Here is a 12,706-nt window from a genome sequence, read left to right as displayed (position 1 = left end):
TTATTCTAGGGCACTTGCACCCGCCACGATTTCAGTAATTTCCTGCGTAATGGCAGCCTGCCGAGCGCGGTTGTACTGAATAGTCAAATCACTGATGACCTTTTTAGCATTGTCTGTCGCTGTCTGCATAGCAGTCATGCCGGCAGCATTCTCAGCCGTCTTGGCATCAATAATAGCACCGTAAATCATGCTCTCTGCAAACTGGGGCAGCAGTTGGTCCAAGATAGAATCCCGACTGGACTCCAGTTCCAGATTCAGCGTATAATCTTCATCAGCTTCATTGGGGTCCAAGTCAATAATTGGCAGCATCTGCTCCACCCGCATCTGACTGGTCAGACTGTTGACATGGTGGTTATAGCAGACATAGAGCTCATCAAAGAGTTCATTCTGATACATCTCAATGGTTTTGCTAATGATTTTACGAACCTCATCAAAGCTAGGCTGATCGGCTAGACCTCGTAGCTCATAAACCGGCTGAATGCCCCGAGCTCGGAAGAAATCAGCACCGACACTTCCGATACAAATTACTTCAAAGTCCTCTCCAGTCGGATGGTACTCAGCTTTCAGCTCCATCAAAGCCTTAAGGATAGTCGCGTTGTAGCCACCTACCAGCCCGCGGTCAGAAGTAATGACGATATAGGCTGATTTCTTAACTGGCCGACTGATTAACATCGAGTGATGACGGGCATTTTCTGCCTCGTGGCCATGCAGCATATCCGTAACTAACTTACGCACTTTCTGGGCATAGACCTGAAAGTTCTTAGCTGCTTCCTCAGACTTTCCCAGCTTAGCAGCAGAAACCATCTGCATGGCATTGGTGATTTGACTGGTGTTTTTCGTGGATGCAATTTTATTTTTAATATCATTTAATGAAACTGCCATCTGACACCTCGATTCTTATTTGAAGCTAGACTGGTCAATAAACTCAGTAATGGCAGCATCCAAGACTTCCTCACTTGGAAGGTCTTTCGTTGTCCGAATGGTTTCATAAATGCTTTCTTTATGTGCATCAAAGTAGGCGAATAATTCTGACTCAAAGCGCAAAATATCATCTACCGGCACACTGTCTAAGAAACCATGGGTCAAAGCATAGAGAATCACGACCTGCTTTTCAACCGGCAGCGGCTCATGAATCGGCTGCTTTAAGACTTCTACAGTCCTACGACCACGATTGAGCTTGGCCTGCGTTGCCGCATCCAAATCACTACCAAACTTAGTAAAGGCCTCAAGCTCCCGATAAGAAGCCAGGTCAATACGCAGGGTTCCAGCTACTTTCTTCATAGCCTTGATTTGGGCAGAGCCCCCAACCCGTGATACAGAAGAACCTGCGTCAATGGCCGGACGTACCCCAGCATTGAACAGGCTGTCGCTGAGGAAAATTTGTCCATCAGTGATTGAAATCACGTTGGTCGCGATATAAGCCGAAATGTCTCCTGCCTGCGTTTCAATAAATGGCAGAGCTGTAATCGAACCACCGCCTAGCTCATCAGAAACCTTGGCTGAACGCTCCAAGAGACGGCTATGCAGATAGAAAACATCCCCTGGAAAGGCCTCACGGCCTGGCGGACGACGGAGCAAGAGGGACAATTCACGGTAGGCTACAGCCTGCTTAGACAAGTCATCATAGACAATCAAAACATGCTTGCCATTATACATGAACTCTTCTGCCATCGCTACACCAGCATAAGGCGCTAGGAAGAGCAAAGGCGACGGCTGTGAAGCAGAGGCTGTCACGACAATCGTATAGTCTAAAGCACCATACTGACGCAACGTTTCTACCTGTGTACGGACTGTAGATTCTTTCTGACCAATCGCCACATAGATACAAATCATATCCTGACCTTTCTGGTTCAGGATGGCATCAATGGCAATGGTCGTCTTCCCAGTCTGACGGTCCCCGATAATCAGCTCCCGCTGGCCGCGGCCAATCGGAACCAAGGCATCAATAGCCTTGAGACCTGTCTGCAAAGGCTCAGATACTGACTTACGCTGCATGACACCCGGAGCCGGTGTTTCAACCGGACGTGTCTTGTCCGTGACAATGTCACCAAGTCCATCAACAGGACGACCCAGCGGATCAACAACCCGTCCAATCAAGGCCTCTCCCACAGGAACTTCCATGATTTTACCAGTCCGGCGGATGGTATCTCCCTCACGAATGTCTGTAAAGTCTCCCAAGATGATAATCCCAACATCGGTCGACTCTAGATTTTGCGCCATACCATAAGAGCCATTTTCAAAGATTAACAACTCTCCGCTCATAGCCTTATCCAGACCATGAGCACGCGCGATTCCATCACCAATATAAGTGACGACCCCTGTTTCCGTGACGTCAAAATTTGGCTGGAAATTTTCAATTTGTTGCTTAATTAAAGCGCTGATTTCTTGTGCGTTAATCGCCAAAATTCACACCACTTTCTATTTCAATTTTTCTTTTACGACTTGCAATTGACGTTTTATGCTTGCATCAATTGTTTTGTTATTGGCAGAGATGACAAAGCCGCCAATCAAGCTGCTGTCCAATTCTTCCTTGAGCGAGCGGACTTTTAGGCCCATCTTCTGCTCAATAATCGGTCGAATCTTTTCCTTCTGACTGGCTGTCAAAGGCTGAACAGAGCGCAGCGTCACCTCAAACTCATTGCTGATCTTTTCAAGCTGGTGCTGACTCTCCAGCACAATCTCATAAAAGAGGTCCTCACGATGATTGAGAATGACGATTTCAATCAGATTATCAAGCAGCTGGGAGCCTGAGTTTTGAAAGAGCCGCAGACTCTTTTCTTTCTCGTGGTCACTGATGCCGATATGTGACAAAAAGTCAGCAAGGCCGGTCTCCGCGAAAACAGCCTTAATCTGACTCAGTTTTTCAAAAACATCTTCTTGCTGACCTTTTTCAAAGACCGTCTGAACAAAAGGCAAAACATATTTCTCAATGATTGCATATTGCTTCTTATCCATCAGGCATCTCCTAACTGTTTGATATAGCGGTCGATGAGCTCGCTTTGAGCTTCCTTATCCAGTTCCTGGCTCAAAATCTTACTAGCCAGAGTCACTGTCAAGTCAGCTACTTCTCCTTTGATGCTGCTCATAGCCTCTGCCTTATTTTGGGCAATTTCCTGATTGGCTTTAGCTTTCAAACGCCCTGCTTCTTCTGCTGCATTAGCTAGGATTCCAGCCTTATTCTTCTCAGCTGTCTCTTTAGCAGTCTCAACGATAGAAACTGCTTCGACCCGACTGCCTGCCAAGGCTTCTTCACGCTTTTGCGCTAAATCTTCTGCCTTTTTGCGAGCAGATTCTGCTCCATCAATATCGTCTGAAATCTTTTGAGCACGCTGGTCTAAAATCCCGATAATATTGCCCCAAGCAAACTTCTTAATGAGAAATACTAAAAGAAGAAAGGAGCCGGCAATCAAGATAAAGTTGCCAATAATTTCACCTACGGTTATATTCATTTTATCTATCCTTTCTTTTTATTCTACCTCACCATTAATCTTTTTACCAAGATACATAGATGTTAGCATGGTAAAAACATAGGCTTGGATACAGGAAATAAAGATGGAAAAACCAGTCCAAACCATGTTCATAATAAAGGCAATCGGATACCAATACGCTGCTTGATGTGCCCAAGTCAAGAGCAAACCAGCCAATACTTCACCTGCAAAAATATTCCCATAAATCCGCAAGGCTAGCGAAGCAAAATTGGTAAATTCTTCCAAGATATTCATGGGTGTCATGATACCTGGAGTCACAAAACCTTTTAGATATCCTTTTATACCTTGACGACGGATTCCTTCTACATGACAGAATACCGTCACTAAAAGAGAGAAGCCCAAGTCAAAAGCGAGATTGGCTGTCGGCGATGTCCAAAGATTAAAACCATTGGTTGTCTGGACCTTAGCCATTAATCCCAAGTTATTCGCCACAGCTACGAAAAGAAAGAGGGAGAATAGAAAAAGCGAGTAATTCTTCATATAATGCTCGCCAACGTTTCCCTTGGTAAAATCTATGACAAAGTCATAGATATATTCCAAAGCATTCTGCTTTCTTGACGGCTTAATCGTCATCTTTCGACTTGCCCAATAAACAAGTCCAAAAGTTACAAACACCGTCAGCAGAGTCATGGCCAGCAGGGTCAAATCAAAGGTCACAGGACCTATATTGATAGTTGGATTGATACTTTCTTCCAACAGATGACACCCCCTTTTCTAAAGAGAATCCTTTCTTATTTGATAACAAAGGACATAGCCAGCGTTACAAAGAAAGTACCTTCAACAAAGGCTACTCCCAAGATTAGGAGGCTTCGCAATTGACCGATAATTTCTGGCTGACGAGCTGCTGCCTTAAATAGATTACTCATAATCATACCTTCAGCAATTGATACGCCTAAGCAGGCCAAACAAAGTCCTAAATATGTTAAATTCATGATGACTTCTCCTTTATATTTTAAAATTTACTTCCTTAGTTTACTCCTAAAATATCGAATAGTCAATCTTTTGCCACCATTGTAAGCGTTTTTTGTTTTATTCTTTTGATTTATAAATTTTCCTGTCAAAACAATTGAATTATTATTGATATACAAACTATTCTGCTATATAAATAAGAAGAAAGTGATTAAAATTTCACTTATTTCATATGTTTTTTAAAGAAAAAAGAGCAAAGTGATTATTTGCTCTTGATTTTTCTATGATTATGGATGGCTAACAATCAACTGCATATCTCCAGACAAGGTCCATTCTGTGACATCGTTAGGCAGGATGAAATGCTCCCCTTTTTCAAGAGGATAAACTGCCCCACCAACTTCTAGCTCACCGACACCTTCCAAGACACTGACCAAGCTATAGTCTGCTGTCTTTTTAAAATTGACTGAACCGGCAATATCCCACTTGTAAACAGCAAAGAAGTCATTGGCCACCAAAAGAGTAGAAGTCAAACTATCTGCCTGAATGGTAACAGGACGGCTATTGGCTGGCTCACCGATAGTTAAAACATCAATCGACTGCTCCAAATGTAGTTCACGAAGATTGCCAGCATCATCCTTACGATCAAAGTCATAGACACGGTAGGTTGTGTCACTGGACTGCTGAGTTTCTAAAATCAGAATCCCCGAGCCAATGGCATGCATGGTGCCACTTGGTACATAGAAGAAGTCACCAGCCTTGACTGGGATTTTGGTCAGGAGATGGTCCCAGTCCTTGCTCTCAATCTGCTGGCGCAGCTCTTCCTTGCTCTTGGCATTGTGACCATAAATAATCTCAGCTCCTTCATCTGCAGCAATGACATACCAGCATTCAGTCTTACCAAGCTCCCCTTCGTGCTCTAGTCCATAGGCATCATCAGGATGGACCTGAACACTAAGCCAGTCATTGGCATCTAAAATCTTGGTCAAAAGTGGAAAGACAGGTTCCGGACGATTGCCAAAAAGCTCACGGTGCTCGGCATAAAGCGCATCTAACTTCTGGCCTGCAAAGCGTCCGTTCTTGATGGTTGACACACCATTAGGATGAGCCGAGATAGCCCAGTATTCTCCTACATGGTCGCTGGGAATCTCATAGCCAAAGACATCGCGCAGCTTGGTCCCACCCCAAATCTTCTCCTGCATCACAGACTGTAGAAATAATGGTTCTGACATAGTAGACTCCTTAAATATTTTTTACATCCAGCAAGGAATAACCCTTGGTGTCGAAACGGTTGTTACTGCTTCTATTATAATATAGCTGGAGGTCCTTTGTCTACTCTCTTCCGAAAACAGGTCCTTTATAATAAAAAAAGTAAAGCTCCCCAGCAAATTCCGCAAAGATAGCCTACAAGCACATCCTTTGGATAGTGCACTCCGCCAATCACGCGCACTGCGGCAAGTCCTGCTGAAAGTAAGAGGCAGATAAGCCCCGGCATCCAGAAAAAGTAGAGCAAGCACATGGAAATCACTGTCGCCGAAAAGACATGGCGACTGGGCATGGACTTGCCTGATGTATCCTTGGTCAGCAAGGGTTGAATAGCCCATTTCTCGTAAGGGCGTGCTTGATTCAGCCGTTTACGAATAGCCGACAGCAGACCAAATCCGATAGCTGGTAAGAAGAAAAAAGTAAGCAACCCTTTCCAGCCTTCCGTCAGAAAGGCACTGATTAGAACGAGACCATAAACGATAGGTATGAAGAGGGTCATTCCCCGATTGAAGTAAACCAACCCTTTCAGCCATTGAGGGCGGCTACGAAAGGGAGCTGTTAATTGTTGATAAAAAATCGTGTAGTCTTTCATGCTTGCTTACCCTGCTTTTCTAAAAGTTGGACTCTCATACTTTCTCTACTATAGCATATTTCTAGACAAGATGGTAGATAGATAGCAAAAGAGACTGAGACCCAAGACCCAATCTCTTATTATTCATGTTTTCTCAGGAGTATTATTTCTCCAAGTTCCAGATTTCCTTGGCATATTGCTCAATGGTATCATCTGAGGTAAACTTATCAGATGTAGCGATATTAATCAAGCTCATGCGGGCCCATTTTTCTTTGTCACGATAGAGAGCATCAATCTTCTCTTGAGCTTCTACATAGGAGTGGAAGTCTTCCAAGAGGAAGTATTCGTCATTGTGGGTGATGAGGGCTTCGTAGATTTCAGAGCCTTCTTCACGAACATTTGGAATGGTGCCGTTGACAAAGGTGTCGACCACTCGGCGAATATCTGGATTGCTTTCATAGACACCTCGTGAGTAATAATCATGGCGGGCATAGTGCTCGTAAACTTGGTCCTTGTCCATCCCGAAAATAACAATGTTGTCGTCACCGACCTCGTCCTTAATTTCGATATTGGCTCCATCCAGAGTAGCCAAGGTAATGGCACCTGTCATCATGAACTTCATGTTGGAAGTACCAGATGCTTCCTTGGAAGCCAGAGAAATCTGCTCGGATACATCTGCCGCAGGAATGATGAGCTCAGCCAGGCTGACGCGGTAGTTTTCCAAGAAGACAACCTTGAGTTTGCCTTGCAGGCTTTCATCCTTGTTGACCAGATTGGCTACTTCATTAATCAGCTTGATAACCGACTTAGCAAAGTGGTAGCCAGGAGCAGCCTTGGCACCGAAGATAAAGACGCGCGGTACCATATCCTTGTCAGGATTGTCCTTGAGGTCCCAGTAGAGCTTGATGATATGAAGCAGGTTGAGTAGCTGACGCTTGTAGGCGTGGAGGCGTTTCACCTGCACATCAAAGATGGCTTCTGTAGAAACTTCTACTCCTGTTGATTCCTTGATGAAGTCAGCCAGACGAGCCTTGGCTTCCTGCTTCACTCGATAAAAATCGCCCAGCACTTGCGGATCATCCTTGAATTCCAAAAGCTTACGCAGCTCATGGATATCACTTCTCCAGCCCTTACCAATTAGTTTATCAATCTCAGCTGACAGAGGCTCATCCGCAATCTGCAGCCAGCGGCGCTGGATAATGCCATTGGTCTTGTTGTTAAACTTCTCTGGGTAAATGCTGTAGAAATCACGCAAGGTGTCTTCTTTGAGCAGTTCGGTGTGGAGTTTGGCAACACCATTGATTGAATGACCACCGATGATAGCCAAGTGAGCCATGTGGATTTGATTGTCCTTGACGATTCGAGTGTTTTCGATGACTTGCGGATCAAGGCCACGCCCAGCCATTTCAGCTACATAGCGGTTGTCGATTTCTAGGATAATCTGATAAACCCGCGGCAGGACATTCTTAAAAAGCTCTGCATCCCATTTTTCTAAGGCCTCAGACAGAATGGTATGGTTGGTATAGCTCATGGTTTTAACCGTAGCATTCCAAGCATCTGCCCATTCCAGGTCGTACTCATCCACCAAGAGACGCATAAACTCAGCCGGTGCAACAGCTGGGTGAGTATCGTTAATATGGACAGAGACCTTCTCATGAATATCTTTGAGCGGACGACCCTGCTTGAGGTAGGATTTGATAATGGTCTGCAGACCTGCGCTGGTCATGAAGTATTCCTGGATCAGGCGCAGCTCTTTTCCTTCGTAGCTAGAGTCGTCTGGATAGAGAATGGCAGTGATATCTTGCACCCGGCGACGAGCCTCAATGGTCGGATAGTCCAGTTCATGCTCTTCTGGAATTTCAACATCCCAAAGCCGGAGATTGTTGACATTGTCATTGCCAAAGCCAATCTGCGGCACATCGTAAGGAACGGCCCGCAAAGTTTTGGAATTCTCATAAAGAGGCACAATCCGGCCTTTTTCATTGGCATGGAGGGAAACATTTCCGAAGATTTTAACATCAACAATATCATGGTCCTTACGGGTCTCCCAGACATTGCCCAGACTGCCAAACCAAGCATCAGGAATTTCTACCTGATAGCCATCTACGATGCGTTGCTTAAAGAGTCCATAGCGATAGCGAATCCCATTTCCAAATCCTGGATAGCCAGTGGTTGCCAGCGAGTCCATGAAGGCAGCCGCCAAGCGGCCCAGACCGCCATTTCCCAAGGCCATATCATACTCAGCATTCTTAACATCCTCAAAGTCAACGCTCAAATCAGCAAAGCCTTCCTTGACCGTATCGAGGATACCTAAGTTGAGCAGATTGGTTTCCAGCATGCGTCCTGGAAGAAACTCGATAGAAAAGTAATAAGCTGTCTTTTGCTGCTGCTCAATCAACTGATTGCGACGCTCCAGCCATAGGGGCGTGATATACTTGCGGACAGTGCTGGCCAAAGCCTGAAAGAGCTCCACTGAAGTCGCATCAGCAACCTTAATCAGCTGTCTTTCATGTAGAATATCCTTAAAATCTCGAATAAAACGTTCTTTTGTTAGTTCCATAGTGGATGGTTATCTCCCTTTCTTAATAGCGGGAAGCAGATTTAAACGTAGAAATACTTTTTTCAATCAAGATGGGAATCGCTCACTTCAGCCACAAGCTAAAAACAGGGCTCCAACACAGTATGATAATATATAAAAATGTAATTCTCACGGAAATCCTCCCTTGTCCCATGGACAAGAGAGGATTTTTTATACTGATTCCAAAGTAAATGTTATAGAAGTGATTGATATAAATCACTGTATGCCTTGCTGGCTGTATCCCAAGAGAAGTCTCTCTCCATCGCCTGCTCTTGCAGAGATTTCCAAGCTTCCTTGTCATCGGCATAGAGCTTGAGTGCCTCCTTGAAGGTCCAAGTCAGCCAGTAGCCAGAAAAGTTATTGAAGCTAAAGCCAGTTCCCTGTCCTGTATAGACATTGTAAGGCTCTACGGTATCACGCAGACCACCCACTTCATGCACCAAAGGCAGGGTTCCATAGCGCATAGCCATCATTTGTGACAGGCCACAAGGCTCGAAGCGACTCGGCATGAGGAAAATATCGCTGGCAGCGTAGATCTCCTGAGCCAAGGTCACATCAAAGAGAATGTTGGCTGAAAGCTTATCAGGATAGGCATGGCCAAACCAAGCGAAAGCCTGTTCAAAAGCTGGATCCCCTGTTCCCAAGAGGATAATCTGCACATCTTCCTGGAGGAGATTGTGCAGCTCTTCCACTACCAAATCAAAGCCTTTCTGACGGGTCAGACGGGAAACAATCCCAACTACCGGCACATCATCACGCACAGGCAGACCAACTCGCTCTTGCAAAGCTCGCTTGTTTTCTAGTTTACCAGATAAGTCAGATTTGTTAAAATGATGGGCTAATAGCGGATCCGTTTCTGGATTATAGATATCTGTATCTATACCGTTGACAATTCCGACCAGCTTACCAGACTCCATCCGCAGGATTTGATCCAAATTACAGCCAAATTCTGGTGTACGGATTTCACCTGCATAGCTTGGTGATACAGTTGTCACTCGGTCCGCATAGAGAATGCCGGCCTTCATCCAGTTGAGACAGTCATTCCAACGCAGGGTTCCGTCTGCATAGCGCTCGTAGCCCACTCCAAACAGTTCCCAAAGCATGCTGTCAGGGAATTGACCTTGGAATTCCAGATTATGGATGGTCAAGACGGTTTTGATATTCTGATATGCTTGAATCCAATGGTATTTTTCCTTAACCAAGAAAGGAATCATAGCTGTATGATAATCGTGAACATGCAGAACATCTGGAATGAAATCAATCCGCTCCATCAACTCTACTGCTGCTAACTGGAAGTAAGCAAAGCGCTCACCGTCATCAAAGTCCCCGTAAACATGGCCGCGGAAGAAATAATGCTGATTGTCAATAAAATAGAAGGACACACCGTTCAAGACCAGTCGCTTGACTCCAACGTACTGGCGGCGCCAGCCAACACTGACTTCAAAGTAGAAAAGGTCTTCCACTTGGTCGCCAAATTTGGCATGGGTCATGTCATAGTATGGCAGAATGACACCAACTTCATGGCCAGCCTTGACCAGTGATTTGGGGAGAGCACCGATAACGTCTCCCAAACCACCTGTCTTAGAAAATGGGGCTCCTTCTGCTGCTGCAAATAAAATCTTCATCGAATTATGTCCTCTGTAACTTTTTGGCCCTTCTTGACTACGATTGGGTCTTCTGCTGTTCCGCGAATCACCACTCCTTCGCCAATTTCAACACCCTTGTCCACAATCGCATACTCGACAGTTGCATTTTCTCCAACTTTCACTCGAGGGAAGAGAACACTGTGTTTGACACTGCTTCCAGTCTTAATCTTGGTATTCCGTGAAATTACAGAATTGATGACCTCACCTTCCACAATGCTTCCTGACGCAAACTGAGAGCGAGATACTTTTGAAGACTCAGCATAGTAAGTCGGCTCTTCATTCTTAACCTTGGTGTAAATCTTTTGGTTCGGACTGAAGAGAGAGTAGAATTTCTTACTTTCAAGCATATCGATGTTGGATCTGTAGTAGGTCTCTACAGAATAGATATTAGCCAGATAGCCTGTATATTCGTAGGCAAATGCCCCTTCCTGAGTTGCTAAATCACGCAGGACATAGCGCAGTTTTTGGGGATGCTCTTTCTTAGCTTCTTCTTCCAGCTTTTCAATCAGCCATGGAGTATCCACCACAAAGATATCTGTAGACATATTGAAGAGCTCAGCATCTTCTCGGCCATCAAAGAGTTTATGCCCTCTGACATGGTCCGTTTCGTCAATATCTAGGACAGCATTCACATCTGAGATATTTTCCTTGTGCAATTTCTTATAGACAACTGTGATTGGCTGTTCTGTTGTATTGTGCAAATGGAAAACTTGATTGAGGTCAATATTGACCAAGATATCGCAGTTAAGTGCGACCGTTTGGTTGGAACCGGAACGTTTCAGGTAGGTCAAAAGCTGATCATAGTATTCCTCACCGACTGTAGAGCTTTCTACACGGGTATTGTAGATTCCCAGGTAATAGTGGCTGAGCAAGGTAGATAGACCCCACTCACGACCAGAACGAATATGGTCAAAGACAGAGCTGATATTGTCCTGCTGGAAGATACCAAAGACACTGCGGATACCAGCATTGGCAAGACTTGAAAGCGGGAAGTCAATCAAGCGGTATTTTCCACCGAATGGCAAGCTGGCTACTGGACGATGATTTGTCAGAGTTGACATATCATGGAAGCCGACTGTGTTTCCTAAAATTGCTGAGTATTTATCAATCTTCATCTTTTGGTACCCCCACTTTCTCGTTGTATCCAACAACATATACTTCCTCTGTACCATCAATCTCTACACCATCAGAGATGATAGCACCTTCGCCGATAATGGCCCGCTTGATCTTAGCGTCTTTGCCAATAACAGCTCCACTCATAATGACAGAGTCTTCAATGACTGCGCCCTTTTTGACTTGAGCACCAGTAGAAAGAATAGAGTGTTTTACTGTACCGTCAACGAAACAGCCATCAACGACCAGCGAGTCTTCCACGTGGGAATTTTCACTGATGAAGTTTGGCGGAGAAATCAAGTTGCGAGAATAAATCTTCCAGCGACGATTGCGGCTATCCAGAGCATTTTCTGGGCTGATGTATTCCATGTTGGCTTCCCAGAGAGACTCTACTGTACCAACGTCTTTCCAATAGCCTGCAAAGTCATAAGCATAAACGCTTTCGCCAGATTCAAGGTAGTTAGGGATAACATTCTTACCAAAGTCAGACATATCCACATTGCTCTTTTCAGCAGCTACCAGCATATTGCGCAGACGCTGCCAGTCAAAGATATAAATCCCCATAGAAGCCTTGGTTGACTTAGGATGTTCTGGTTTTTCTTCAAATTCAACAATCCGATTATTAGCATCTGTATTCATGATACCAAAACGGCTGGCTTCTTTGAGAGGCACATCCAGAACGGCAACTGTCAAGCTGGCATTGTTGTCCTTGTGAGATTGAAGCATGTCATCATAGTCCATCTTATAGATATGGTCCCCAGACAAAATCAGGACATATTCAGGATTAATGCTGTCGATATAGTCGATATTTTGATAAATCGCATGGCTGGTACCTTCAAACCAGCGATTTCCTTCGCTCGCAGAATAAGGCTGAAGAATGGACACGCCTGAGTTAATACCATCGAGCCCCCAGCTAGAACCATTTCCGATATGACTGTTCAGAGCTAGTGGTTGGTATTGAGTAATGACACCGACATTATGAATACCGGAGTTGGCACAGTTAGACAAGGCGAAGTCAATAATACGATAGCGACCGCCAAACTGTACCGCTGGTTTTGCGATACTCTGTGTGAGCTTTCCAAGACGAGTTCCTTGCCCACCGGCAAGAATCAAAGCTAGCATTTCATTCTTCATAGAC

At 44.8% G+C, this 12,706-nt stretch carries 12 protein-coding genes; all 12 read right to left on the bottom strand.

Features of this window, described 5'->3' with window-relative positions; translation table 11 throughout:
- On the bottom strand, nt 1-882 hold the full coding sequence (locus J1C77_RS04070; RefSeq protein ID WP_002895995.1) for a F0F1 ATP synthase subunit gamma: 882 nt from the start codon (nt 880-882) through the stop codon (nt 1-3).
- Nucleotides 883-897: 15 nt separating this feature from the next.
- A complete protein-coding gene (atpA, locus tag J1C77_RS04065) occupies nt 898-2,403 on the bottom strand; it encodes a F0F1 ATP synthase subunit alpha (RefSeq protein ID WP_002904152.1) in 1,506 nt (501 codons plus the stop codon).
- Between the two features lie 15 nt (nt 2,404-2,418).
- Nucleotides 2,419-2,955 carry a F0F1 ATP synthase subunit delta gene (locus J1C77_RS04060; RefSeq protein WP_002921768.1) on the bottom strand — a complete coding sequence of 179 codons (537 nt, stop codon included), beginning with the start codon at nt 2,953-2,955 and terminating at the stop codon, nt 2,419-2,421.
- Entirely contained in the window at nt 2,955-3,449 is a 495-nt protein-coding gene (gene atpF, locus J1C77_RS04055) for a F0F1 ATP synthase subunit B (protein WP_002921770.1), read from the bottom strand. The genes J1C77_RS04060 and atpF overlap by 1 nt, the downstream gene beginning before the upstream one ends.
- 18 nt (nt 3,450-3,467) lie before the next feature.
- Nucleotides 3,468-4,184, bottom strand: coding sequence for a F0F1 ATP synthase subunit A (gene atpB / locus J1C77_RS04050; protein ID WP_002896002.1), 717 nt, complete (start codon nt 4,182-4,184; stop codon nt 3,468-3,470).
- Between the two features lie 35 nt (nt 4,185-4,219).
- Nucleotides 4,220-4,420, bottom strand: coding sequence for a F0F1 ATP synthase subunit C (locus J1C77_RS04045; RefSeq protein ID WP_002896005.1), 201 nt, complete (start codon nt 4,418-4,420; stop codon nt 4,220-4,222).
- A 264-nt stretch (nt 4,421-4,684) separates the two neighbouring features.
- Complete coding sequence (manA, locus tag J1C77_RS04040; protein ID WP_002921773.1) at nt 4,685-5,626, bottom strand: mannose-6-phosphate isomerase, class I; 942 nt, start codon at nt 5,624-5,626, stop codon at nt 4,685-4,687.
- Between the two features lie 125 nt (nt 5,627-5,751).
- Nucleotides 5,752-6,252 carry a phosphatase PAP2 family protein gene (locus J1C77_RS04035; RefSeq protein WP_002921775.1) on the bottom strand — a complete coding sequence of 167 codons (501 nt, stop codon included), beginning with the start codon at nt 6,250-6,252 and terminating at the stop codon, nt 5,752-5,754.
- Nucleotides 6,253-6,394: 142 nt separating this feature from the next.
- Nucleotides 6,395-8,791, bottom strand: a complete 2,397-nt coding sequence (locus J1C77_RS04030; RefSeq protein WP_002921776.1) for a glycogen/starch/alpha-glucan phosphorylase — start codon at nt 8,789-8,791, stop codon at nt 6,395-6,397.
- Between the two features lie 212 nt (nt 8,792-9,003).
- Nucleotides 9,004-10,434 carry a glycogen synthase GlgA gene (gene glgA / locus J1C77_RS04025; protein ID WP_002900748.1) on the bottom strand — a complete coding sequence of 477 codons (1,431 nt, stop codon included), beginning with the start codon at nt 10,432-10,434 and terminating at the stop codon, nt 9,004-9,006.
- Nucleotides 10,431-11,570, bottom strand: a complete 1,140-nt coding sequence (gene glgD / locus J1C77_RS04020) for a glucose-1-phosphate adenylyltransferase subunit GlgD (RefSeq protein WP_002921778.1) — start codon at nt 11,568-11,570, stop codon at nt 10,431-10,433. Before glgD ends, glgA begins: the two co-directional genes overlap by 4 nt.
- On the bottom strand, nt 11,560-12,702 hold the full coding sequence (locus tag J1C77_RS04015; protein ID WP_002897914.1) for a glucose-1-phosphate adenylyltransferase: 1,143 nt from the start codon (nt 12,700-12,702) through the stop codon (nt 11,560-11,562). Before J1C77_RS04015 ends, glgD begins: the two co-directional genes overlap by 11 nt.
- Nucleotides 12,703-12,706: the final 4 nt, after the last annotated feature.

Origin of the sequence: Streptococcus sanguinis, assembly GCF_050223295.1 — a bacterium.
Classification (GTDB): Bacteria; Bacillota; Bacilli; order Lactobacillales; family Streptococcaceae; genus Streptococcus; species Streptococcus sanguinis_X.
This window is presented reverse-complemented; position numbering and strand designations above follow the sequence as displayed.